This window comes from Acetobacter conturbans, assembly GCF_011516755.1.
Lineage (GTDB): Bacteria > Pseudomonadota > Alphaproteobacteria > Acetobacterales > Acetobacteraceae > Acetobacter > Acetobacter conturbans.
Genome location: NZ_WOSY01000003.1, coordinates 1 through 22,490, shown reverse-complemented (window position 1 = coordinate 22,490; position 22,490 = coordinate 1). Strand labels below are relative to the sequence as shown.

Below are 22,490 nucleotides of genomic sequence, written 5' to 3'. Positions count from 1 at the left end.
GGCTGCCTCTTTGGGACCCTATGTGGGCCGGTCGGTATTCCCAGATGGAAAACTTTGCCGGTCATAGCGTTCCGCTTTGCCATTCCTGTCGTTGATATGCGTCAAACTCACGGAAACGCGATGTCAGCAGAACTGTTGTCTTAATTCCAGAGCAACGACTGCGAGCTGTTTCCTGATGGGGTTGAGACTTCAGGGAGAGGAAAGAAAAGTAATGTTTTCGGAGGGATGACGCCTGCCAGAAGCAATGTTCAGGCCATCTTCCCGATCGCCATGCGCTCTGGGAATGGGACGGACCCACTCTTCAGGCAGTGTGCTCGTTCTTTGTCCATGGTCGGTCATGTGCATGATTTCTTGCCGCTGCCAGCAAGGATATTCTATCGAACAGCCGTGACGCTACGGTTTCATACCCTGACCTGCCGGATGAATGTCAGCATCCGGTGTTCCCGAACAGACGGGGCTCTCCGTGCCGCGTACCCTGAACAATCCTCATCACGCCTTACAGGGCGAGGACATGCCTCACCATGCGAGGTGGGGATCAGTGTGTTTGGTGGCCAGAAGTCTTATTTGAGGCGTCGTGTCCGGTTTGATGTCCGGAACCCGGGAGTGATCGAACAGGAATGTCGGTTTCAGGTCACGCGTTTCCGAGTTTCGCGTCAGCTTGACCGCCGTGCGGCTGATGGTGGCGATCGTCCAGTCCTGTATCATCTGACCGCTTTGCCGGATCTCGCTTTTCGCGTCCGGCGCATTGTTTCGGAAAATGGCGACCCAGTGGTCCGACCGTCCGGCGATCCCGGCCAGACGAAACCCACCCTGTTCGGCCACCGGAACGCCCTTCGGGCGTCGGTCGGGTTCGAAAAGCGGACGCCCCAGAAGAATGGTGCCGACAGGACTCGCGGCTGGCGTTGCCGGGGGCGCTGCTGTTTCGGCACTCAGCGCCGGAAGGGGAAGAGCGCAGACCCAGAATGCAGCCGCCAGACTGACAATACGAAAAAGCGGAATCACAATTTGCCTTTCTGCGGAACGACGGGGCCGGTTTCATCAAACCGCAGCAATCTGCCTGCATTTGCAAGCCCCGCAAAGGTGGAGGCGTTGTGAAGCAGGGCCGCCATCACCGCGCCTTCCGCGCCAAGGAGATTGAAGGCGGCCAGACCGATCAGGATCGCGGTCCACCCAACCCCCATGCCGACATTGGTCTGGATCGTGCGCCGACAGCGTCGGCTGAGACGGATGGCGGTGCCGATGCGGTGCAGGTTAGGCTGCATCAGTACGAGATCGGCTGAGTTGAGCGCCACATCCGTGCTTTCCGCACCCATCGCGATGCCGACTGCCCCGGCGCGGAGGGCCAGTGCATCGTTAATGCCGTCACCAACCACCAGCGGCCGGTTGCCAAGACGGATTTCTTCCAGAACGCAGGCCATCTTCTCGGCGGGCAGTACTTCGGCGCGGATGGTGGAAATCCCTACCGTCTCGCCAATCCGCTCAGCAACGGCCTGACGATCCCCTGTCAGAAGAATCTGTCGGGACAGGCCGAGCGCCTTCAGTTCCTGCATGGCGTTTGCCGCCTCCGGACGCGGCTGGTCCGAAAGCAGAAGCCAGCCGAGGGGACGACCATTTTCGCTGAGACAGACCATCGGACCGTCATGGTCGGGAGTGAGGCCGGGATCAATGCCTTCCGCTTCCAGCAGCGCGGGGCGTCCCATGCAGAGTATCGTTCCATTGCTCATGATGGCGCGGAGGCCGAGGCCGTGGAGTTCCGTCGTTTCTTCGAGCGTAAGGGGCGGCGCGTTCGGTCGGGCGTGGGCGAGTGCCCGGCTGACAGGATGGGCGCTGAGACTGCCCAGTGCGGCGGCGCGGTTGAGAAGGGCGTCGGGGTCCACGCCCCGGGCGGGCACGACGCGGGCGAGGGCAAGTTGGCCCGTGGTGAGCGTGCCGGTCTTGTCGATGACCAGTGAACTGACATCGGCCAGATTTTCGAGAAAGGCCGTGCCTTTGATGAGAATGCCGTGCCGTGCCGCGACAGCGATCGAGGCGATGGACGCCGCAGGAGCCGCCAGAACGACGGCACAGGGACACGATGCTACCAGAACCGCGAGCATTGCGGCGGTTGAGCCGGAGGCGAACCACACAGCCGCCGCCACGGTCATGATCAGCGCCATGTAAGGACCGGCATAGCGCTCCAGCAGGCGCGTGATGGGAGGCTTTGCGTCCTCTGCGACTTCCATCAGCGAGATGATCTGGCCGAGGGCTGTCGCATCGCCGGTCCGCGTGACTTCGACCGTCAGCACACCGGAAAGATTGATCGTGCCTGCCAGAACGCGGTCGCCGGACGTGACCTCGACAGGAACGGATTCACCGGTGAGGGATGCCATGTCCAGTGAGGACTGCCCGGAGCCGATCAGACCGTCGGCAGGAATGCGGTCGCCAGCGCGAAGTTCCAGAACGTCCCCGGTCTGGAGCGAGGAGGCGGAAACGGTTTCGACCGTGCCATCCGCAGCGATGCGATGCGTGGTGGTGTCCACCAGTCGTTCCAGCGCCCGGATGGCTTCCTGCGAGCCGAGCAGGGACCGTTCTTCCAGCACATGACCGGCAATCATGATGATCGGCAGCAGGGCAGCGGTGAGCAGATCGCCGGATGCCCATGACGCCAGCATGGCGACGGCGACGAGCTGGTCGGTCAGGCCGTGCAGGGAAGGACGCCGGAGGCTCGCGAGCGCGGCGGCGAGGATGGGAGGTGCTACCAGAAGAGCGGCGGCAGCCGAAGCGAGATCGGGCAGCGCGCTGTTGCCGCCGACCACGAACCGCCAGACCAGCGCGATGGCCAGCAGCCAGCATGAGATCATCGCCAGCGTCAGACGCGCTCCCATGAACCAGTGCTCGGAACGGGTCATCAGGTCGGCTTGTGTGTCTGTTCCGGCTGCGCGCAGAACGTGCCCTTCCAGACCGCGACCGGCGTTGGGAGCGGAGGAGAAGGCGCTGGCACTCATTGGGTCTCTCCGGAGGAAGCCGTTTGCGGCGGTGTGGTACGCGGGATGGCAAGCAGCATCTGTCCACCACCGGCGGGGACGACCGTGATCTCCCCCGTCTTTGAAAGGAAAGTGACGATCCGCTCGCGCCACGCCTGAAGGGCCACTGCGTCCCGCATTTTCGGGGGAGCGGCCGCCATGGCGTTCTCGTCAGCGGAGATGGTGGCGGTCAGGGCGGACGCCTGCCGCACGAATTCTTCTGCGGCGGCTGTCGCATTGGCGCGGATACGGTCACGCTCGCCATTGGCGCTCTGCCGCGTGCGTTCGGCGTTCGTCTGCGCGGCAGCGACGTTCTGGGCGGCGGCCTGTTCCGCTGTCAGCACCTGATCGAAAGCCTGCTTGGCGCGAGGCGGCAGAATGGAAACAAGATCGATACGTGTGATTTCGATGCCGGAATCCGCGTCTGGTCCCTGAAGACGGATAAGGCGCTGGTTTACGGCGTCCACGAGCCGGGACCGCACGGCGGCGCGGCGTGCGGACAGGATCTCATCGTCTTCGCCTGCATCGTTCGTGCCCGCATGGATGACGAGAAAATCCTCGATCGGATGAGAGGCGGCAAGATCGGTCGCGGCAGCGTAGAACAGGCGGCGCAGGGTGGGCTGGATATGTGGCAGGGCCTGCATGTAGGCCACGGGCCGCACCACGCGGTAGAAGAGCGTTGCATCCAGCCTCACGACACTATTGTCGCCCGTCAGGAGATAACTGGAATTGGCCGCGTCCCGGTTTTTTTCCATATGGAAAAAATCGTCGGATTCCTGAAGTTCGAGGTCGGTCTCGTCGCTGTTGTAAGCCGTGTTGTCACGCGTGACGCGGAGGGAAAGCTGATGATCCGGCGAGGGCAGGAAACGGATTTCCTCGAAAGGGCGGGGCAGGGCGACGACGAGCCCCGAATGACGCTCCGAGATAACCCGTCCGTAACGGATCACCACGGCGGTGCCATCTGTCGGCACGGCGCGGATATTACCCGTGAGCCAGATCAGCCCGAGGATTACCGTGACGCCGGAAAGCAGCATGAACGCCAGCCGGACGGTCTGTTCCAACGGGCTGGCGAGTGGTGCCAGACCAGCGGACGGCAACATCGTGTCCGGCAGCGGCTCCGTTGCGGAAGAACTCGCCGGTGCTGACATCAGTGCCGCTCCGCCGCGAGGGCCGTGCTGTCACTGTTTCCCATCTGGCCGATCGCACGAGCAATGCTTTGACCGGTGCCTTTCGGGCCGTCCAGCACGGAAAATGGTGCGGTGTCGGTGCGCATGACCAGCCGCATATTCTGTCCCGCAATAGCGTTCAGCGTGTCGAGAGTGCGCAGCGTGGCGTAAAGATCGGGATCCTTGCTGTAGCTTTGCGCATAGATCGTCGCGGCCTCCTCATGGGCTTTCGCTTCCGTGGATGCAGCTTCGGCACGGGCGGTCGCGACTGTGATGCGGGAATCACGTTCGGCATCAGCCTTGATGGCGGCCGCCTTGCGAAGTCCCTCCGCCGTACGTGCGGCGGCGACCGTCTCGCGTTCGGCGCGCATACGGGCGACGGTAGCGGCCAGCGTTTCCGCAGGCAGGCTGAGACGCTCAAGCCCGACCTGTTCGATGCGGATGCCATAGATGGACTCTGCCTGTGGCCGCAGCAGGGTGAGCAGATGGTCCTCGAAAGTGGCGATCTTCACCTTCTCGGGCGTGGTGTTGATGAGATCACGCAAGGCGAAATCACTGGCGACGATCTGGAGTGCCGAACCGAGCAGGGAGCGGAGCTGGCGGGCAGCTCCATCAGGATCATTGCCGGTAGCGCGTAGAAAATGCCTGATATGCTCAGGATCATCCGGAATCGACCATGCCACGAAGGCCTGCACCAGAATCCGCAGACCGTCGCGCGTGCCGACATCTTGCAACCCGCCCGAAGTGGTGCGGGTCTGCATGTCGACTGTCTGCGTCATTTCAAGAGGTGCGGGGAGCTTCCATGCGAGGCCGGGGACAGCCTGAACGCGCACGGGCGCACCGAAACGGGTGACGACCACAGCCTTTCCCGTTGCGACAGTAAAGGAGGTTGCCGCGAGAATGGCCGCCGACAGGACGACACCGGCAAGGGCAACGCGACCGGCCAGTCCACGGCGGGAAGGGGGGAGGGAAGCGTCGTCCTGCGTGGGGGAAGGCGAGGTCATTGCGCACCTGAAGCGTCGGAGGGGGTACGTAGAGCCGAAAGCTCGGGGCGGAGATCGAACAGGGTGTTACTGAGATGGCCGTCAACAATCGTGAGGCTCGCTTTTTCGAGCCCGTGTTTCAGCGCCGCGAGATAGCGTTCGAGCAGGAAGGCCTGTCCGCCAGCACGCCACGCTGCTTCGTCGCCCTTCATCCGCAACGTATCGGCGGCAGCCGTGCGGCGGGTCGTTTCCGCCTGCGCTGCTGATTGTGAAAGTGCGTCATAGGCATCGCGCTGGGCGAGGGCGTGGGTACCTTCCGCACGGGCCGTTTCTTCGGCGACGGAGGTCTGGGCGCGGACCTCGGCAGCCTGCACCATGCGCCATGATTTGGCGGCGGGCGCCGGGGGCTGGATGGTGTCCACCAGAACAGCCATGATTTCGAGGCCTGTGTTGTACTGATCAAGAACTGTCTGGAGTTTTTCAGAAACGATCTTGGCGATCCGGTCTCGTCGTGTGGCCATCACGCCTTCCAGCGTTTCGGCTGCGAAGAAGGTGGTCAGCGTGCGGTGAGCCAGTGAATCCAGCAGGCTTTCGGGAGATGCAACCGTGTAGAGTGCGTCCATCGTGCCCTGCCGCGACAGGCGCACACGATAGAGAATACGCAGGTTCGCCGTAAGCATCTGGAAACCGGCGCGATTACCGCTCTGGTCGCGGGCCACGAGCCAGGATGCGTCTTCGGGTGACCTGTCCCACAGGCGGTTCGCACTGTCGGGCGGCTCTCCCTCGGCTGTCGTTCTATCGGCAATACCACCGGCGGCGAGCGGTACGTCCGTCACTGCAAGGGAATGGATCGTGCCGAATTCCATCAGGCGCACACGCCCGAAGGGAGCGGGCAGGCTGATATGCAGTCCGGGTTCGAACACATCGACCGGCACGCCCAGCCGTTCATATACGCCGCGCTGATTTTGCGGAATCTGCACGATCCCGCTTCCAGTCCATGCGAGCAGAAGCATCAGAGTGGAAACAGGAAGAAACGTTTTCCTGACAAAATCGAGAGCCCAGCTTCTGTCGAAATCCAGACCGAACCGTTGCCGGAGCGTTTCCGCAATGCGGTTGGGGGTGAAGGAAGCGGGCGCGGTGAACAGCGTGACATCGACACAACTGCGTGCCGTTTCTGTCGTGGGCGGAGGGGAGAACCATGAGAGGCTCAGGCGAAGTGTGACTTCGAGAACCCCATACAGCGTCAGAAACGCGGGAACTTTCCAGAACCACGTAGGGACGAATGTTCCGGCCGCATTGCAGCCCGCGAACAGTCCCGACAGCAGCAAGATGCATACTGAAAGGCGCAGGAGGCCCGGTAGTCCCGCGATATCGCGGCGATCGGCTTCAGAACGCGCAGAGAGAAAGCGTTCTTCCAGAAGGAAAATGAAAGCCAGCCCGAGGAGAATGGTTGTCACGAACGAAGCCGCCCCGTTGCCGAGAGCCAGCGGTGACAGGGGGTGTGCCACGGCACGGAAGGCAGCGCCCAGCGCGATCAGAAGGAAGGGGATCAGGACAGCATGTTGTGGCCATGCGGGGATTTTGCTGGGATGTCCGGCCTGCTCAGGGGTGGCTTTGCGCCGTGCATAACGGACCGTAAGGGCGGACAGGAGCGCGCCGGACGTGAGCGCGAGCAGTGCCGTGGCAGTTCCGGTGAGGGGCGTCTGGGCCACCAGATCGGCAAATGCGGAATGTGCTCGCGCAGGTCTGCGTACACTCGCTGTTGCGATCCATGTGCCGATCAGGGCGAGAGTGGAAATTATGCCTGTCAGGAGGATCGAGCGGTGTGTCCCGCGTGTCGCGGCATCCGGAGCGGATGGTGGCACGAGAAATATCTCCGATCCTGAATCCAGCCCGACATTCCGGAAAATCCGTCGTGCCCGCAAAGACGTGCGTGTTATAGGCAGCGCGTTGACTTTGTTTGTGACAATCCCGTTAAATTAAGGGAATCTTTCAGATATCCGCAGACGGGCGCTGCCCGTGGATCACAGGTCGCACCAGCGTCGCACGAGGTTATGATAGGTGTTGGTGAGGGAGAGAATGGCCGGGTCGTTCGGCTCTGTCCGCGCACGAAGGTCGATGATGGCGCGATCAAGAGAAAACAGAAGTGTACGGCTTGCATGATCCGCAACAAGAGACTGAATCCAGAAGAACGAGGCAAGCCTTGAACCTTTTGTGACGGGTGTCACGCAATGGATCATGGTGGTGGGATAGATGATCATGTCGCCAGCCGGAAGCTTGATCATTTCTGTACCGGACGCGGTTTCCAGTTCCAGTTCGCCGCCTTCGTAATCCTCAGGATCGTTGAAGAAGATGGTGGCGGAAAGATCGGCTCTCATCATCTGTCCACCCGAGCCGGGAATGACCTGAACGGAATTGTCGACATGCGCGCCGTAGGTCATGCCGCCATCATAACGGTTGAACATCGGCGGAAAAATGGTGCGGGGAAGCGAAAAACCGCGAAAAAGCAGGTTCGCTGAAAGCGCCTGAAGGATGATGTTTCTTACGGTGCCTGCATTCTCGCAATCGGCAGCAAGTTGCAGATTGTGCTTGGCGTGACTGGCCTGCACGCCTGCTGTCGTACGTCCGTCGATCCAGTTTCCCGCTTCGATCAGGGGGCGATATTCCGCGATCTGGTCCGGGGACAGGAGATTGGGGATATGGGCGGGCATGGCACACTCGAAGTTTCAGTCATGGAAAATGCGAAATTGCCGCCGCCTTTTCAGGCGACGGCAATCCGGAACGTATCAGACCTGAGCCTGAAAAGATGTTCAGCCGAAGAGGATCGACGTCAGAGAAGCCCAGAGGCTAGAGAGGGCAGTCTCGATCTGCTGAAGCAGCTGAGCAACTGCGCTCGTGGTGCTGCTGGTTGTGGAGCCTGTTGTCGAACCGGTTGTGGAACCCGTCGTCGTGCTGCTGCCCGAACCACTGGAAGAGCCGGAGCTGCTGCCTGTGGTGGAGCTGTCGCTGCCCGAACTGGAAGACGAGCTGAAGTCGAACATGTCCATCAGATCACCGATGGCCGGGCTGTTGGTCGGCGCATACGGATTGCTGCTGGACGTTACCGGGTTCGGCAGGTTGTCACGACCTGTCGAAGAGATAACGTTCAGGCCCCAGTTCTTTTCGACGAACTTCAGGAACGAAACGTGGTCGGAATAGGTGTGGTTGATGTGGCCGCCTTTGGAGTATGGGGAGACCATGATGGCCGGGATACGCGTGCCGTCGCCGAAGAAGTCGAGCGGCTGGATGTAACCCGAATCCCAGGAGCCACCGCCTTCGTCAAAGGTGACGAGGATTGCGGTGTGCTTCCAGATCTCTGGCTGCGCCTTGATCTTTTCGATCACGTGCTTCGTGAAGGCTTCGAACAGAGAAGGCTTGGAAGAAGCCGGGTGACCGTCAAGAACCGTGTCCGGCTTGACGATGGAAACGGCAGGCAGGTTGCCCATGGCGAGATCGGCTTCAAGGTCGGTGATGTCCTTGATGTGCTCTTCACGCTGGCGGGCATCCGCCATGATTTTTGTTTCATACTGGAACGGGTTGCAGATATCGCAGTAGACGCTGCCGAGCTGGCTGGTCGGATCCTTGACATACTGATTCCAGCCTGCACCGTAGTAACGCCACGTGACTTTCTTGTCGTTCAGGCGGTCAGCAATGGTCGGAACGGTGGACGGCGGGATGACGTAGGTGCCGGTATTGACCGTGCCGTCACCGAAATAGCCGGGGCTGTAGTTGTTGACGAGGTAATAGGCGTCCGTCTTGCAGCGCTTCGGATGCGTATTCGGCAGCGTCTTCAGATAGTCGTCGATCGGCTTGACGCCGGGCTGGGAGTCGTCAGAGCACTTGACGTAGGAACCGCCCGAGTAACCATCCTGGGTGTACCAGTTGGTGGTGCCGCTCTGCGGGTTCGGGTTTTCGATCTGGCTGCTCGGCGGTGTGGCGAGGTTGCCGTTGCCGTCAGTGTAGTAGATGCCAAGGCCGGTGCCGAGCGCGATGTGGTTGGCGCCTGTTCCACCCATGACGGACTGGTGGAAGTTATCGCTGGTCGTGTACTTGTCTGACAGGGAGCGGAAGTATGAGACATCCCCCATCGTCATGTTGTAGAAACCCATCGAAACGGAGCCTTCGCCCGTCGTCAGGTTATTGAAGTTGGCTGCCTGTGCCGCGCCGTTTCCGCCTGTGCCGCTCTGGATTTCAACCCAGGGGAAGAGATCGTTCAGGCAACCCGAAGGATTCTTCGTGGTAGCATGATCGAGCGAGCAGTCGGTTTCCTGCCACATCTGGAAAAAGCGGTGAACCGGGCTTCCTGTATAGGAATCGTATGGCAGCGTCGCGCCTGTCCACTGGAAAGGACCATCCGGCAGGTTGTTGGCGTTTGTGACGCGCGTGTCCACGCCGCTGGTGCCCAGACCGCTGGCACCCGTGGTGAGCATATACCAGTCGGAGCGATTGAGGCCGTCATTGCCGACAGCATTTTCAAAAGCTTCTGCTGCTGCCAACGTGGCGAACGGCATTGGATCGGAATCGGAAGCCGCCGCAGGCGTTCCGGAAAGAGCCGGCGCCGGGAGAGTCGAATAGGCGGTCTTGGTCTTCGGCGCGATCGTATACGTGGTGTTCGCTGCTGCCTGCATCTGGGCGGCTGTGGTGAAGTTCGTGCCCGGTGTGCCGTCGGCATTGACGATCTTTTTCGACAGCAGATTGTCGATCGTCTCTCCGCTCTTCGGCTTGTACGTGCCGTAGAGATTATCGAAGGTGTGGTTTTCACCGATAATCAGAACGATGTGTTCGATCGGTGTGGCAGCGGTTGCAGCGGCGTTGCTTTTCGCGAATGCCGGAGCCGATGCCGCAATCGGGGAGAGAACCATAGAAGCTGCGGTCAGATGAGCCACTGAATGATTCAGTGGTTTTCGCAGGCGTCTCCAGACGGGGTGAGACATTGTGAAACCTTCCGTATATCTGTCGGCATGAACCCGAGGGGGAGTGTCCGGCGAAGGGACATGAACGAAGACGCAGAATCCTTTTCGGAGCACTGAAAATTTTGGATTTTTTGGTATTCAGACCGAATCCTGTGTTTCGCGTTCCTTACGGTTCGGGAAACATTTAGTTAAAAATCCGTCAGAAAAATAATGAAGAAACAATGACCGTTCGATGACATGAACGCTGTCGTTTTTGTCGTAAAAATTATACGGCCGAATAAAGAGATTTATGATTCTGTTCCAGCCATGAGTGGACGGATATAGATGTCCGGCCAGTTGAGATCGGTTCGCATGAAATCAACATGCAATTTTACAAGAAAAGGCAGGCCCGGCTGGTTCCAGGACTCCTGCCATCCATGAATCTCTTCCTTGCGGCCATAATAGGAAAACGTAATGGCCCGGACGTTCCGTGCGAGAATCTCTTCATGAAATGCGGGGTCGTCGGTGGCGCATCGGGCGCGACGGAACGGACGCCAGCGCAGGATAAGCTGGTGTTGGGCATTGAGCCCCAGACCAGCCTCTATATCGTGTTTGTAACCACCGTTTTCGGGTAACCATGAAATCAGGCGAAGACGATCCGTCAGTCCACCGAAGGCGGGTGGCAGGTCGTTGTCGGTAGGCTCCGCTCTGGCGATCACCCGTCGGAGGGCGGTTTCCATATCCACAAGTTCCGTGGATGATTCATAGAATTTCTGCTGACTCGCCCACCCGTGCGTGCCGACGGAAATCCCTTCCCATAAGGCGGTCGCAAGCAGCCCGAAGACAAGGGTGACGACCAGAATTTCCAGCAGCGTGAAGCCGCTTTCGGCAGGATCATGCTGATTGTGGGAGGGGGAACTCATTCGTCTGATGAACTTGGTCGGACAGCGCGTGCCGAAAGCTGGACGGAATGATGCAGCAGGCCCCAGCCCACCGTGACGGAGACGGAATACAGTCCAAGGCGTCCGGTGCTGTTTTGGGAGTCGGACGTGCCGACCTGCCTGACTTCAACGGAGGAATGATATTGGCCGTTCACGACATAGCTTGTCGTGCCGGGATGCAGTTGCAGGGAGGCGAGTGTGGCCTCAAGCTGCGACCGCGCCACCGAGACGGCCCTGATCGTCACGTCGGCCTGCCGACCGCTCCATAAACCTGTTTCAAGAGATGAAAACATCACCGCAAGCGCACTTCCTGCGATCATGAGGGCGATGATGACTTCCAGCAGCGTGAAGCCTCCGTCACGAGGGGCTTCACTGCACATGCGCCAGAATCCTTCCGGTGACGGGGCTGACGGTAAGGAGTTCGGTTTCGTTCCCGAGCAGCAGCGCCAGAGGCGGTCCGGACGCCGAGCCATCCGGGTCGAAACGGAATATGCCACGCGGCGCCATGCCTCCGCCGGGAAGTGGCATGAAGGCGCTTACCGGTCCGGTCAGGCGATCGTGCCGCACTGATTTTCCGGCAACAGTCATGAAATCCCGTTGCGCGATATCGACAATCACGGTCACGCTCCGGCCGCCCGTCAAAGCCCTGTCCTGCGCGGAACGAAGGATGTGCACGACTTTTGACCGGGCCGCACCGAATGTGACGACCGAGCTGTGAAAGGGGCCGCGCTCAACGACCACCCCGAGCAGTAGTCCGGCGATGACCAGCACGACGGTGATTTCCAGCAGCGTGAAGCCGCTGTCGCGCCGGTTGTCAGTGTGCGAGGTCATTGAGGCTCAGCATGGCAAGCAGGAGGGCCGAGACAATACCGGCGACAAGCAGTCCCATGATGATGGTGATGGCGGGTACGAGAATGGCCAGCAGCCGCTGAATGGTGACGCGGCTCGCTTCCTCGTGGATATCGGCGGCCTTCAGGCAGAGCTGCGCAAGCTGGGCGGTTTCCTCTCCCACCTGAAGAAAATGCGTCATGGTGATGGGATAGACTTTTGAGCGTTCCAGTGCTGCGGCGAGGCTCCCTCCCTCACGCACCACCCGCGTGGCTTCCGCGACGCAGATTGCACCGGGACGGCTGCTGATGACCCCTTCCGTGATGCGAAGGGCCCCGACGAGGGGTACGCCGTTGCGCATCAATGTGCCAAGCGTGCGGGTGAGGCGTGCGGCCATGATCTCACGAGTCAGGGTGCCAAGCACCGGAACGCGCAGCAGGAAACGGTCAGCGGAGAGACGGACGGCTGGTCGTTCCAGAGCCGTCCGTCCCGCGATCACGCCCAGCACCAGTCCAACGAGAAGATAGGCCCCCCATGATGTCAGGAAATCGCCTGCCGCAATGACGATGCGGGTGATGGTGGGCAGTTGCGCGCCACTCTCCTCGAACAGTGGGACGAACTGAGGCAGCACATGGGTGAGCAGCAGGATGATGGAAAAGACCGAGGCCACAAGCAGGACGGCTGGATAGATCATGGCCGACTGGACGGTTGAACTCAGTTTCCGCTCGCGTTCCAGCAGATCGGCCAGGCGGAGCAGGGAATCCTGCAACGCACCGCCTGCTTCGCCCGCCCGCACAAGGCCGACATAGAGGCGCGAGAAGCTGCGGGGTTCCGCCTCCAGCGCCTCGGCGAAGGAGCCGCCGTCACGCACGCGGTCACGGATACGCCCGATGACCTTCGTCACGCGCGGACCGGGCGATGTCTCGGCGAGAAAGCGCAGGCTGCGGTCGAGATCGAGCCCGGCACCGATCATGGTCGCGAGCTGACGTGTGAAGTCGCTCAGTTCACCGGCACGTAACGCTGCTTCACGCCGCTGGCTGAGCCAGCTCGTCAGGCCGGTCCGGACAAGACCGCCGCGTGTCGCGGGGACGACCTGAAGCGGCATGAGTTTCTGACGCTTCAGCCAGCCGAGAACCTGAGCCTCGTTCTCCGCCGCCATTTCCCCGGCGGTGACGGTGCCATCAGCGGTCAGTGCGCGCCATGTCCAGCGAGCGGCGGAAGTTTCCATCAGTCGTCATTCCCGACGATGCGACTGATTTCCTCAAGCGATGTTTCCCCGTCGAGCGCGGCCCTGAGACCGGCATGGAACATGGTGACCATGCCTTCCGCGACGGCGGCCCGTTCGATTTCGCCGTGATCCGCCCCTGAGAGAATCAGCTTCGTCACGGTGGGAGAAGGTCGCAGGAATTCGGCGATCGCGCTGCGTCCCCGATAGCCCGTATGGCGACATTCCGAGCAGCCGGTCGCGTGCCAGAGCGTGTGCTCCCGCCCCGGATCAAGCTCCAGTTTCCGCGCCAGTTCGGGCTGCACGATTTCAGGGCGACGGCAGGAAGGGCACAGCTTGCGGACCAGTCGCTGAGCGAGAATGCCGCGCAGAACCGCTGTCAGAAGATAGTCTTCAAGTCCCATGTCGCGCAGACGGGTCACGGCGGCGGCGGCGGAATTGGTGTGGAGAGTCGAGAGCACCAGATGGCCGGTGAGCGCCGCCTGCACGGCGATCTGCGCCGTCTCCAGATCGCGGATTTCGCCCACCATGATCACGTCCGGGTCCTGACGCAGAATGGCGCGGAGCAGGCTGGCGAAGGTCAGGCCGATGGCTGGCCGCACCTGAATCTGGTTGATGCCCCCAAGCTGGTATTCGATGGGGTCCTCGACCGTCATCACGTTGCGGTCCGTCGAGTTGATGCCTGACAGGCCGGTGTAGAGCGTCGTCGTCTTGCCGCTGCCGGTCGGGCCGGTCACGAGCACGATGCCGTTCGGCAGTTCCAGCGCCGCCCGGAACGCATCAATGATGCCGGGGGCGAGGCCGAGCCTGCTGTAATCGAAGCTGACCGTCGTCCGGTCGAGCACGCGCAGCACCGCGATCTCGCCATGCAAGGATGGAACGGTGGAGACACGGAAATCAATCTCGTGCCCGCGCACCGCGAGCTTGATGCGTCCATCCTGCGGCAGGCGGCGTTCGGCGATGTCGAGCTTGGCCATGATCTTGATGCGCGAGATCAGCGCCGGGGTGACGCGGGGCGACTGGCTATCCACCTCATGCAGCACGCCGTCATAGCGGTAGCGCACGAGAAGGCGATCCTCGAAGGGCTCGATATGGATGTCGGAGGCCCGCGTTTCGACAGCGCGGAAGATGGTCTGGTTGACCAGCCGGATGATCGGCGCCTCGCTGGCGAGATCCTTCAGGCGGTCGGTATCCTCTTCCGCCGGATCGTCGGACATGTGGTCACCGGCACCATCCTGCCCGTCCTTGTCCTCCGGATAGAGCCGGTTCAGGGCGGATTCGAGGTCGGCAGGCCGTGCGACTTCCCGCAGGACATCCTGTCCTGTCGCCAGCCTGATGGCGGCGACCGTGTAGCCATCGAGCGGGTTTGCCATGGCCACGCGGAGGCCCTCTTCCGTCTCTTCCAGCGGCAGGGCGCGGGACTGCCGCAAAAAGCGTGCCCCAAGCCGTTCGGGCAGCACCGGTTCCTGTACCCATTCCAGCGCGGCGCCATCCGTGACCTCGCGACCGAGGAGTGCGGCGTAGGTGCGGGCGAGATCGACTTCCGTGACAAGGCCAAGCTGAAGCAGCACGCTGGAGAGCGGCTGGCCATTTTCGGATGAAACGCCGCGTGCCCGTTCCAGAGCCCGCATGTCGCACACACTGGCGGAAATGAGCGCCTGCTCCAGCAGGGTGTCTTCCTGAGAGGTGACGGCGTTATCCAACGGCGTTCATCCCTTGTCGCTCAATGCGGAATGAACCACCCTGCGCCGCATCATGACTGACACAGGCTTTCTGATTCCGTTTCTCGCCGCCCCGTTTGTGGGAAGTTTTCTGGGCGTGCTGATCCGGCGTATTCCGCGGGGCGAGCCGTTCGCGGGTGGCCGTTCCCGCTGCGAGAGTTGTCATAGCGTGCTGGGAATCCCCGATCTGGTGCCGGTCCTGTCGTGGCTGGCGCTGAAGGGCCGCTGCCGGCATTGCCGTGCGCCGATTGCCATCCAGCATGTTCTGGTCGAACTGGCGGCATGCGCCGTGCCGGTCATAACCCTGCTGGCCTATGCGCTGGTCAGTGTCGTTCACGGCCTGCCTCCGTTCAGCGGCTTGCCCGAACCGCTGACGTTCCTGTTCGACTGCATTCTGGGATGGGGATTTCTGGCGTTGTGCTGGATCGATATTCTCTGCTTCCGGTTGCCCGATGTTCTCACATTGCCGCTTGTGCTCATCGGATTGTGCGAGGGGCTGTGGGAAGGCGGCATGGACGGGGGATATGATCGGGCGCTGGGCGCGGCCACGGGCTGGGGGCTTCTGGCGTTCGTTGGATGGGCATACCGGCGGCTGCGCGGCCGTGTTGGCATCGGTGGCGGGGATGCCAAGCTTCTGGCGGCCGCAGGAGCATGGACGGGAGTTGCCGCCATTCCCACCATTCTGGTGCTGGCCTCGTGCGTTGGCATTGCGCAGGCGGTGACGATGCTTGTCAGGCAGCGTCGTCTCAGCATGACACTGGCCATTCCGTTCGGTCCCCCGCTCGCGATCGCCACATGGATTGTCCGGATCATCTCCCAGTCCGGGTGATTTCGGCCGCACAAAGCCTTAACTGGGCGATGCACATGTAAAAGAGCGCCGTGTGGCGGACCAGAGCGAATATTAACGTGTAATAAATATGTCATACATCGTTGCTGTTGCGGTCCGGAGTGCAATGTTATCCACCCGTCTTAATTCCATGGCCTGCACCGCTCCCGCAGCCAGCAGCCTCATGAAAGGTGACGACCGGTCCGTCCATGACAAGCATCGCCACAGACCACCGCAACGGCGTTCTACAGGAGTTCGGAACGTGGTGGGCGCGTCAGATGCTGGATTGCGTTCCTGCGTCATGGCGGAGAAAGCGTGCGCCGCTGCACAGGATGGTCGTTGACGGCAACGGGTGCGTCGCTGAAGAGAATTTCGGAAACTATCTGAACAGAAAAGGCAAGGTGAGCGAAAAGCATCCTTCCGCCATTTCGCTTGTTCTGCCGGAAGGCGGGATTTTGCTCAGGACCGTATCCCTCCCTGCCGCCGCCGCGGGAGACATGGCGCAGGTCATTGCCTATGATTTTGACCGGCTGACTCCCTTTCGCATTGATGAAGTCGTCTGGACGGCGCGCCGACTTCCGGCAGCCGGACAGGGTGTGTCCGTGCCGGTTGAACTGCTGTTTTCGCCGCGCTTCCTGTTTGAAAATGCGCTTGAGCAACTGAGACGGCATGGTCTCACCGCCTCATCCATCATGACGGTTGACGGCCATGATGCGCCGTCTCTGGAAATTCCTTTCCTGAACCGGAAAAAAAGCGACCGGGCATGGTGGAAATTTGTGCTGGTCGCGGTCCTGTTTCTCGGTCTGGTGCCGTTCGGAGTGCAGGAGGTTCATCTGATCCGCCTGAATCACGCCATCGGCGCTCTGGCCAGCGGTCGCGCACAGGCGGAAGACTTGCGCAATCGAATCAGCAGCTATACCGCAAGCCCGGCGGCCGTGGAGCGGGAGGCGAAGACAGTGGGGGCGGTTTCGGAAACGATGAAGGCCCTCACGACGGCACTTCCTGACGACACGTTCCTGACGGCACTGCATGTTCACGAGCATCATGTCACGCTGGAAGGGCAGACACTGGAATCCGCCCGTCTCATTGGCCTCCTTGAGCACAAGGCGGGTTTTTCCGGCGCGGCGTTCTCCGGTCCCGTAACGCACTCGGGCGATACGCACATGGAAGCGTTCACGATCAACGCGACAGCGCCGGAATGAACGGGATGGCCTCAGGTGTGACGTCTTCCGCATTCGGAACGGGAAAACTGCCTGAAGGGCGCTCAGGAAAGCTTTGCGCGCTGGGGGTAGCTTTTCTGGGGCTGGTTCTGTGCTGGCTGCTGCTTTCCACCCTGATCGGATTTCTGTCCGATCTCAAAAGCAGTGTGGAGGACAAAAAGATTCTCCTCGCACGCACGGAATCCCTCGTGGCGTCGATTCCCCGTCTGCAGGAGCGCGCCGAAGAAGCCGCGCGCAATGCGGACGGAAACAGCGTGCTGATCGAAGAAGATTCCGATGCCACCGCGCAGGCCAGACTACAGGAAATCGTGCAGGGCGTGGGGCAAGCCGCGGAGGTCGAACTCAGCAGTCAGGAACCGCTGCCACTGGTGCGTCACGGGGCTTTCCAGAGGCTTGCGCTGCGTGTGTCGTTTACGTCTTCCTGGCCGCTGTTCGTGAAATTCCTCAACGGTGTCAGCGAGAATGCGTCTCCCCGCCTGCTGATCGACGATCTGCAGATCCAGTCCGCCGGCAGCACGCGGCTCGTGGACGAAGCCAGCAAGGGGCGGCTGGTGGATGTGTCGCTCACAATCGTCGCTCTGCGGAACGCCGCCCTGCCGTCCTCCCGTCAGCCGCTCCAGCCATGACCTCCAACGCTTCTGGTGAACTCGCTTGAATTATCCGGATATTGCCCCTCGCATGCACAGCAAACGCCGTGGGCACGTCATCTACCGTTCCTCATGGCGCTGGCTGGTGTCCGCATTGCCTCTGCTTGCGTCATGCGCGGATCAGACGCCGCATCCGGAGCCATTGCCCTTTAGCGGTGATATGGGCGGTACCAACGCGACGCCACGGGTGGACGGTGCGATCGGGGCGACCGCGCAGAGACAGGCGGGCACTGTCAGCAGGGGCCGGAGCGGCGGGGCAGGTGGCGCTGACGGCACGTTGTCGGGCGGTGGCGATATCACGCTTAATTTCGCGGATACCGATATCCGTGCAGTGGCCGATCAGGTCCTCGGACAACTCCTGCACGTCAATTACGTGGTCGATTCCGCCGTTCACGGCACCATAACCCTCAAGACGACGATGCCGCTGACCCATGCGCAACTGGTGCCGGTTTTCCGCACCGCGCTGGCGGGCGCGGGTGCAGCGCTCGTCGTGGAAAATGGCATTTATCGGGTCACGACCAGAACATCCGGTCCCGGTGGCGGGGACATCGAAGGCGAGACCGTTATTCCCCTGCATTACACGTCCGCCGAGAGTCTGGCGAAAGCGGTCCAGCCGGTTATCCGGTCAGGGGGGCATATCGTTGCCGCGCCGTCCGGCAATGCGGTCGTGGTGACGGGCGATCCGGTGACCCGCGCCTCTCTCGTCGAACTGGTGCGGGCATTCGACACGGATGTGCTGGCGGGCAGGTCCTATGCGCTGTTTCCGGTGACGAGCGGTGATGCACAGGAACTGGCGACCGCTCTGGAAACCGCGATGGCCAGCAAGAAAGGCCAGTCGATGGCGGAGCGCGTTCAGGTCGTTCCGATGCCGCGCATCGAATCTGTCATGGTGATCGCGGCCCAGCCCTATCTGGTGGACAATGCCCGTCGGGTCTTCGATGTTGTGGAAACCGAACGGCGGCGGACGGTGCGCCATTGGAACGTCTATTATCTTCAGAACGGGCGCTCCAACGATATTGCCTATATCCTGCAGCAGGCTTTCACACCCAACCATGTGACGGCTGTTCCGTCGTCGAAGATGTCAAGCCAGTCCCAGAACGGTCAGTCGCAAAGTTCCGGCCTTGGCAGCAGCATGGGATCGAGCCTGGGTTCAGGTTCTTCGGGCAGCAGTTCTCTTGGCTCCAGTCTGGGCTCTTCCTCGTCCGGTACGCAGAGTTCGGGTTCCGGCAGCACGACGCAGGGAAGTTCCCAGAGCGGCGGGCAGGGTGACGATGGCATCGCGTCCAATCCGCTCCTTGGTGGTCTGGGCAACAGTTCTTCGGACAGCAGCAAGGCAGCGGAAATTCGCATCATTCCGGATAACCAGAACAATGCCGTTCTGGTTTATGGGACCGCTGCAGAATCGGAAACGGTTTCAGCCATGCTGCGAAAGATCGACATCATGCCGCTTCAGGTGCGGGTCGACGCCACGGTCGCCGAAGTGACGCTGAACGATTCTCTGGCGTATGGCACACAGTTTTTCTTCAAATCCGGTGGCATCAACGGCGTTCTCAGCAGCGCCACGCAGTCACTGGGTACGGCCAATCTTTCGGCTTCGGAACTGTCCAGCAGTTTCCCCGGCTTCGTAATCGGTGGGCACGGTCAGGGGGGCGCGCCTTTCGTCATCAACGCGCTGCAGGCCGTCACCTCCGTGCAGGTGCTGTCATCGCCGGAAATCATGGTGGTGGATAACCAGCCGGCCTCGCTGATGGTGGGCGACATGGTCCCCTATCTGACAGGCAGCACTACGGGTGTGCTGACATCCAACTCCACCATCACCAACTCCATCAACTATCAGCCGACCGGCGTTATCCTTCAGGTTACGCCGCATGTCAGTAATGGCGGGGTCGTCACGCTGGATGTTTCTCAGCAGGTCAGTTCGGTGGCGTCCTCAACCACCTCGACGGGCAGCGGCACGATCGACAGCCCGACCTTCTCGCAGCGTCAGGTGAGTTCGCGTGTGGTGATTTCCGACGGCCAGACCGTCGGGCTGGCCGGATTGATCTCCGATAAGTCCAGTCGAGGCAATCAGGGTATTCCCTGGTTGAAGGATGTCCCTATCCTCGGTTTGCTGGGAGGCAGTCAGAGCAACACGCGCGCGCGCACGGAACTGCTGGTGCTCATCACGCCTCATGTCATCCACAATCAGACTGATGCCTATGCTTTCACGGCGGATCTGCGTGAACAACTACCGCATGCGGCTATCCTTCCGCACGAGCTGAACACGCTGCCCATGACGGGCTCGCCTGATCCGCAGCACAGGATACTGCGTTCCTTGGGATTGAATGACTAAACGGCGATCATCGGGGACGAGACGCGGCGAGGAGGGGTTCGCACTCCTCCTTGTTCTGTGGACAATGGGCTTCCTGGCCCTGCTGGTCAGTCAGGTGCTGTCCACCGGGCGGTCTGCCATGCAACTGGGGGAGCGCGTTTCTCTTCAGGCGAGACTGGAAACCACGGCAGACGCGGCCATTACGACGGAACTGTTCACCATTGCCACGTCCGGACATGCTGCATCCGCCGTCAACGGCATGTGGCATCCGCTCGAAGGCGATGACGGTGGCGCCACGGTTCGCAGCGTGATGGAGCGGGGAAAGCTCAATCCGAATACGGCAAGTCGCGCCCTGTTGCAGGCGTTCTTTACCGCCAGCGGTCTGTCATCCGAACAGTCCAGCATGCTGGCGGAACAGATTTTCTCATGGCGCAACCCGGATTCCGATAATCAGGCAGGCTCTCTGTCGATCGCTGGCAAAGCGGTGTGCACGACGACGGGTGCACCGTTTCGCACGTCCGATGATCTTCTCGCCGTGCCCGGCATGACGAGTTTAGTCCTGAAAATTGTCTCGCCACACCTCTCTTTTTCAGAGTTGCAGCAGCCGTCTGCGGCGACGGAGGACAAGGTGGTGCGTGCTGCGCTGCGCCAAACCGGCATTGCGGGAAATGTTGTGGACGAAGTCAGCGACGAGGACACACTGATCACGGTGGATGCGCGGGTCGAGTTACGGGGCGGCGCGATCGTTCGTCATGTGGAGGTTATTCTGCTGCCGGATGCCCGCCCCGTGCCTTGGAAGGTCATGCGGTGGGAGACGGGGGCGCTGCCGTTCTGAGGAGTCTGTTAAAAGGACCAGGACGGGAATGAGTCTTTCATTCCCGCCCTCGTCTTTTCATAAAACAGACGATTTCTTACGGATTGCAGATTTCTTCGCTGTGGTCGCCTTCTTTCGGGCCCTGGGAGCAAAGATCGTAATCCTTGCCGTCACGGTCGGAAGGGAAGCGATAGATGTAAGGATGTTTCCAGGGATCTACCGGAGCGCCCGAGCCTTTCAGATAGGGGCCATTCCAGTTTTCCGCACCGGACGGGCGGTGGACAAGGGCGTCCAGGCCGTCTTCCGTGCTGGGATACGTGCCTGCATCCAGCTTGTACATGTCGAGAACAGTCCCGATTCTCGCTATGGATTGCTGGGCGACGGAGACACGGGCGCCTCCGAGCTGACGCAGGGCGGCCGGTGCAACAAGCCCTACCAGAAGGCCCAGGATAGCCAGCACGACCAGAATTTCCAGAAGTGTGAAGCCAGCATCGTCCTGCTCTGAAGGGTGGTCAGGTTGTGACATTTTTATGATGACGCTTTCACTGTTTGAAGGCAGTGCGTTACTAGACGCCTGCCGTGGCTCTGGAACAGGTCTGAAGTATTAAAGAACCATGACATTTCGGTCCAGACGGTCAAAATCTGGTTTTTTGAGAACATGGAGTTCTGATGCCGGCTCCCTTGCTTGCCTGTATGCTTGCCGCCGCGATCCGTTACGATATCCCGCCCCGCGTCCTGCCGACCATATGGGAGGTGGAACGCGGAGCGATTGGTATGATCCGGCGTAACAAGGACGGATCGTCAGATCTCGGGCTGATGCAGATCAACACGCGCTGGATTCAGCCGATTGCCCAGCTTTCCAGACTTCCCGAGGTGCAGACGGCGGCGCGCCTTGTGTCGGACGGTTGTTTCAATGTTGCGGCATCGGCTGTGGTGCTGCGTACTTATCTGAACGAGTCGCATGGCGATCTCATGAAGGCCATCGGGGATTATCATTCCCATACGCCCGCACTGAATTCGGCCTATCAAAAGAAAGTCATGACGCAGGCGCTGCGTCTCTTTCCGGCAGCGCCGGAACCCTGATCGCAGCGTGGTCAGTCGGCTCGTGTGGCATGAGAGCCGATATGCCCGGAAAATACTCCTGCGACGCGCAGATATCCGTTTTCCGAACTGACGGGAACGAAGGGGAGGGGAAGGGGTGCGGGCCCTTCCACGACACGTCCTCCCTGATCGACATCGTAGGCCGACCCATGACAGGGGCAGACCAGCAGATGTCGTTGAGCATTCCAATCCGAGACAAGGCAGCCTGCGTGCTGGCAGATGACGGAATATCCGCGCAATCCGAGAGATGTTTGCAGCAGCCAGATCCGATTGAACACTGTGTCCTTGCGTGGCTTTCTCGTATCGGGTGCGACAGGCCAGCACATGATGGGAACGTTAGGGCTGGCCCGAAAGCGGCTTGTCGTCATGAGGGTGTGGTTGTCCCCCTCGACTTCCGTCAGGAAATCCCCTGTTGAAATCGTGACATTGCTTGGCAGCGGGTTCGCACGGGCTTGCGTGCCGCAACAGAGGGATGTTCCCAAAAGAACGGAAAGCTGGCGCCGTGAGAGCGCCGGGAGGGCATTGGCAGTCATGAATCAGACATTTCAAGCGATGTGAAAAAGCTGTTCTGTCATGGCACAGCAGATTCCACGGTCAAAGGAAACGCTGACGCAAAGATGCTTTTTAAAGATCCTGTCACATTCCGCTTTCAGTCCGATGCGAATAACCGTTGCATTTTAGCCACATGGGTTAGTGGGCGTTGTGTTGCTGGTGTTTGAATTTGGTGTGGAAGTGGCGGATTTCCGGGGCTGCAACAAATCTGCAATCTGTGTG

At 60.8% G+C, this 22,490-nt stretch carries 20 protein-coding genes; 6 read left to right on the top strand and 14 right to left on the bottom strand.

Annotated elements, in window-relative coordinates; all coding sequences use genetic code 11:
- Positions 1 to 516 precede the first annotated feature (516 nt).
- The 12 genes from GOB81_RS03590 to GOB81_RS03535 all read right to left on the bottom strand — a co-directional run bounded on the left by GOB81_RS03590 (position 517) and on the right by GOB81_RS03535 (position 14,779).
- Complete coding sequence (locus tag GOB81_RS03590) at positions 517 to 1,002, bottom strand: hypothetical protein (protein ID WP_173569020.1); 486 nt, start codon at positions 1,000 to 1,002, stop codon at positions 517 to 519.
- Positions 999 to 2,984 (bottom strand): heavy metal translocating P-type ATPase, encoded by a 1,986-nt coding sequence (locus GOB81_RS03585; RefSeq protein WP_198912099.1) that lies wholly within the window; start codon positions 2,982 to 2,984, stop codon positions 999 to 1,001. Before GOB81_RS03585 ends, GOB81_RS03590 begins: the two co-directional genes overlap by 4 nt.
- Positions 2,981 to 4,150, bottom strand: coding sequence for an SPFH domain-containing protein (locus GOB81_RS03580; protein WP_173569019.1), 1,170 nt, complete (start codon positions 4,148 to 4,150; stop codon positions 2,981 to 2,983). The genes GOB81_RS03585 and GOB81_RS03580 overlap by 4 nt, the downstream gene beginning before the upstream one ends.
- Positions 4,150 to 5,172 (bottom strand): protease modulator HflC, encoded by a 1,023-nt coding sequence (gene hflC, locus GOB81_RS03575; protein WP_173569018.1) that lies wholly within the window; start codon positions 5,170 to 5,172, stop codon positions 4,150 to 4,152. The genes GOB81_RS03580 and hflC overlap by 1 nt, the downstream gene beginning before the upstream one ends.
- The gene (locus tag GOB81_RS17950) at positions 5,169 to 7,016 is read right to left on the bottom strand and encodes an SPFH domain-containing protein (RefSeq protein ID WP_173569017.1); all 1,848 of its coding nucleotides are present in this window, start codon (positions 7,014 to 7,016) and stop codon (positions 5,169 to 5,171) included. The genes hflC and GOB81_RS17950 overlap by 4 nt, the downstream gene beginning before the upstream one ends.
- 159 nt (positions 7,017 to 7,175) lie before the next feature.
- A complete protein-coding gene (locus GOB81_RS03565) occupies positions 7,176 to 7,862 on the bottom strand; it encodes a Fe2+-dependent dioxygenase (RefSeq protein ID WP_173569016.1) in 687 nt (228 codons plus the stop codon).
- Positions 7,863 to 7,961: 99 nt separating this feature from the next.
- The gene (locus tag GOB81_RS03560) at positions 7,962 to 10,076 is read right to left on the bottom strand and encodes an alkaline phosphatase family protein (RefSeq protein WP_198912098.1); all 2,115 of its coding nucleotides are present in this window, start codon (positions 10,074 to 10,076) and stop codon (positions 7,962 to 7,964) included.
- A gap of 314 nt (positions 10,077 to 10,390) precedes the next feature.
- Complete coding sequence (locus tag GOB81_RS03555) at positions 10,391 to 11,005, bottom strand: prepilin-type N-terminal cleavage/methylation domain-containing protein (RefSeq protein ID WP_173569015.1); 615 nt, start codon at positions 11,003 to 11,005, stop codon at positions 10,391 to 10,393.
- Positions 11,002 to 11,403 (bottom strand): PulJ/GspJ family protein, encoded by a 402-nt coding sequence (locus GOB81_RS03550; protein WP_173569014.1) that lies wholly within the window; start codon positions 11,401 to 11,403, stop codon positions 11,002 to 11,004. Before GOB81_RS03550 ends, GOB81_RS03555 begins: the two co-directional genes overlap by 4 nt.
- Entirely contained in the window at positions 11,393 to 11,854 is a 462-nt protein-coding gene (locus tag GOB81_RS03545; RefSeq protein WP_173569013.1) for a prepilin-type N-terminal cleavage/methylation domain-containing protein, read from the bottom strand. Before GOB81_RS03545 ends, GOB81_RS03550 begins: the two co-directional genes overlap by 11 nt.
- Positions 11,838 to 13,079: a type II secretion system F family protein gene (locus GOB81_RS03540; RefSeq protein ID WP_173569012.1), complete on the bottom strand. Its 1,242-nt coding sequence runs from the start codon at positions 13,077 to 13,079 to the stop codon at positions 11,838 to 11,840. The genes GOB81_RS03545 and GOB81_RS03540 overlap by 17 nt, the downstream gene beginning before the upstream one ends.
- Positions 13,079 to 14,779 carry a GspE/PulE family protein gene (locus tag GOB81_RS03535; RefSeq protein WP_242010035.1) on the bottom strand — a complete coding sequence of 567 codons (1,701 nt, stop codon included), beginning with the start codon at positions 14,777 to 14,779 and terminating at the stop codon, positions 13,079 to 13,081. The genes GOB81_RS03540 and GOB81_RS03535 overlap by 1 nt, the downstream gene beginning before the upstream one ends.
- 52 nt (positions 14,780 to 14,831) lie before the next feature.
- Here GOB81_RS03535 and GOB81_RS03530 point away from each other — a divergent pair, with 52 nt between their 5' ends.
- The 5 genes from GOB81_RS03530 to GOB81_RS03510 all read left to right on the top strand — a co-directional run bounded on the left by GOB81_RS03530 (position 14,832) and on the right by GOB81_RS03510 (position 20,636).
- Entirely contained in the window at positions 14,832 to 15,626 is a 795-nt protein-coding gene (locus tag GOB81_RS03530) for a prepilin peptidase (protein ID WP_173569011.1), read from the top strand.
- A gap of 206 nt (positions 15,627 to 15,832) precedes the next feature.
- A complete protein-coding gene (locus GOB81_RS03525) occupies positions 15,833 to 16,825 on the top strand; it encodes a PilN domain-containing protein (protein ID WP_173569010.1) in 993 nt (330 codons plus the stop codon).
- Between the two features lie 5 nt (positions 16,826 to 16,830).
- Positions 16,831 to 17,469: a type II secretion system protein GspM gene (gspM, locus tag GOB81_RS03520; protein ID WP_173569009.1), complete on the top strand. Its 639-nt coding sequence runs from the start codon at positions 16,831 to 16,833 to the stop codon at positions 17,467 to 17,469.
- 52 nt (positions 17,470 to 17,521) lie between these two features.
- The gene (gene gspD, locus GOB81_RS03515; protein WP_173569008.1) at positions 17,522 to 19,822 is read left to right on the top strand and encodes a type II secretion system secretin GspD; all 2,301 of its coding nucleotides are present in this window, start codon (positions 17,522 to 17,524) and stop codon (positions 19,820 to 19,822) included.
- The gene (locus GOB81_RS03510; protein WP_173569007.1) at positions 19,815 to 20,636 is read left to right on the top strand and encodes a helix-hairpin-helix domain-containing protein; all 822 of its coding nucleotides are present in this window, start codon (positions 19,815 to 19,817) and stop codon (positions 20,634 to 20,636) included. Before gspD ends, GOB81_RS03510 begins: the two co-directional genes overlap by 8 nt.
- Positions 20,637 to 20,712: 76 nt before the next feature.
- Here GOB81_RS03510 and gspG read toward each other — a convergent pair whose 3' ends face one another.
- A complete protein-coding gene (gspG, locus tag GOB81_RS03505) occupies positions 20,713 to 21,141 on the bottom strand; it encodes a type II secretion system major pseudopilin GspG (RefSeq protein WP_173569006.1) in 429 nt (142 codons plus the stop codon).
- A gap of 143 nt (positions 21,142 to 21,284) precedes the next feature.
- Here gspG and GOB81_RS03500 point away from each other — a divergent pair, with 143 nt between their 5' ends.
- On the top strand, positions 21,285 to 21,698 hold the full coding sequence (locus GOB81_RS03500; RefSeq protein WP_173569005.1) for a lytic transglycosylase domain-containing protein: 414 nt from the start codon (positions 21,285 to 21,287) through the stop codon (positions 21,696 to 21,698).
- An 11-nt stretch (positions 21,699 to 21,709) separates the two neighbouring features.
- Here GOB81_RS03500 and GOB81_RS03495 read toward each other — a convergent pair whose 3' ends face one another.
- Entirely contained in the window at positions 21,710 to 22,249 is a 540-nt protein-coding gene (locus tag GOB81_RS03495) for a QcrA and Rieske domain-containing protein (protein ID WP_173569004.1), read from the bottom strand.
- Positions 22,250 to 22,490 lie beyond the last annotated feature (241 nt).

Coding starts and splice junctions, on each gene's coding strand:
- GOB81_RS03585 (WP_198912099.1), bottom strand. CDS start 2,984: ATGAGTGCCAGCGCCTTCTCCTCCGCTCCCAACGCCGGTCGCGGTCTG.
- GOB81_RS03580 (WP_173569019.1), bottom strand. CDS start 4,150: ATGTCAGCACCGGCGAGTTCTTCCGCAACGGAGCCGCTGCCGGACACG.
- hflC (WP_173569018.1), bottom strand. CDS start 5,172: ATGACCTCGCCTTCCCCCACGCAGGACGACGCTTCCCTCCCCCCTTCC.
- GOB81_RS03565 (WP_173569016.1), bottom strand. CDS start 7,862: ATGCCCGCCCATATCCCCAATCTCCTGTCCCCGGACCAGATCGCGGAA.
- GOB81_RS03555 (WP_173569015.1), bottom strand. CDS start 11,005: ATGAGTTCCCCCTCCCACAATCAGCATGATCCTGCCGAAAGCGGCTTC.
- GOB81_RS03550 (WP_173569014.1), bottom strand. CDS start 11,403: ATGTGCAGTGAAGCCCCTCGTGACGGAGGCTTCACGCTGCTGGAAGTC.
- GOB81_RS03545 (WP_173569013.1), bottom strand. CDS start 11,854: ATGACCTCGCACACTGACAACCGGCGCGACAGCGGCTTCACGCTGCTG.
- GOB81_RS03540 (WP_173569012.1), bottom strand. CDS start 13,079: ATGGAAACTTCCGCCGCTCGCTGGACATGGCGCGCACTGACCGCTGAT.
- GOB81_RS03530 (WP_173569011.1), top strand. CDS start 14,832: ATGACTGACACAGGCTTTCTGATTCCGTTTCTCGCCGCCCCGTTTGTG.
- GOB81_RS03525 (WP_173569010.1), top strand. CDS start 15,833: ATGACAAGCATCGCCACAGACCACCGCAACGGCGTTCTACAGGAGTTC.
- gspM (WP_173569009.1), top strand. CDS start 16,831: ATGGCCTCAGGTGTGACGTCTTCCGCATTCGGAACGGGAAAACTGCCT.
- gspD (WP_173569008.1), top strand. CDS start 17,522: ATGCACAGCAAACGCCGTGGGCACGTCATCTACCGTTCCTCATGGCGC.
- GOB81_RS03510 (WP_173569007.1), top strand. CDS start 19,815: ATGACTAAACGGCGATCATCGGGGACGAGACGCGGCGAGGAGGGGTTC.
- gspG (WP_173569006.1), bottom strand. CDS start 21,141: ATGTCACAACCTGACCACCCTTCAGAGCAGGACGATGCTGGCTTCACA.
- GOB81_RS03500 (WP_173569005.1), top strand. CDS start 21,285: ATGCCGGCTCCCTTGCTTGCCTGTATGCTTGCCGCCGCGATCCGTTAC.
- GOB81_RS03495 (WP_173569004.1), bottom strand. CDS start 22,249: ATGACTGCCAATGCCCTCCCGGCGCTCTCACGGCGCCAGCTTTCCGTT.